At 31.5% G+C, this 216-nt stretch carries 1 protein-coding gene; it reads right to left on the reverse strand.

Features of this window, described 5'->3' with window-relative positions:
* A partial coding sequence (locus ACX6CF_RS27355; protein ID WP_458788519.1) for a histidine kinase N-terminal 7TM domain-containing protein occupies positions 1-192 on the reverse strand: 192 nt, incomplete at its 3' end.
* Positions 193-216 lie beyond the last annotated feature (24 nt).

A 216-nucleotide genomic window follows, 5' to 3' on the forward strand; every position in this document is an offset into this window, starting at 1 on the left:
TATAAGTATAAGAAGATAGTTAATAACTACGTGAACATAAAAGAGTTTGCCAAAATCATCACCCCAAAAAAGGTACCTGCTATAAAATAAATAATGATGAGGATTAGTTACAACAAGGAAAAAGCCAAACAAACCTATACTATATAGCGCAAGCCGAGGATATCTAGTCATTGCTTTACCTTTAGAAGAGATATAAGAAAAGTCTAAAAAGCTAAC

Source organism: Vallitalea sediminicola (assembly GCF_054408565.1).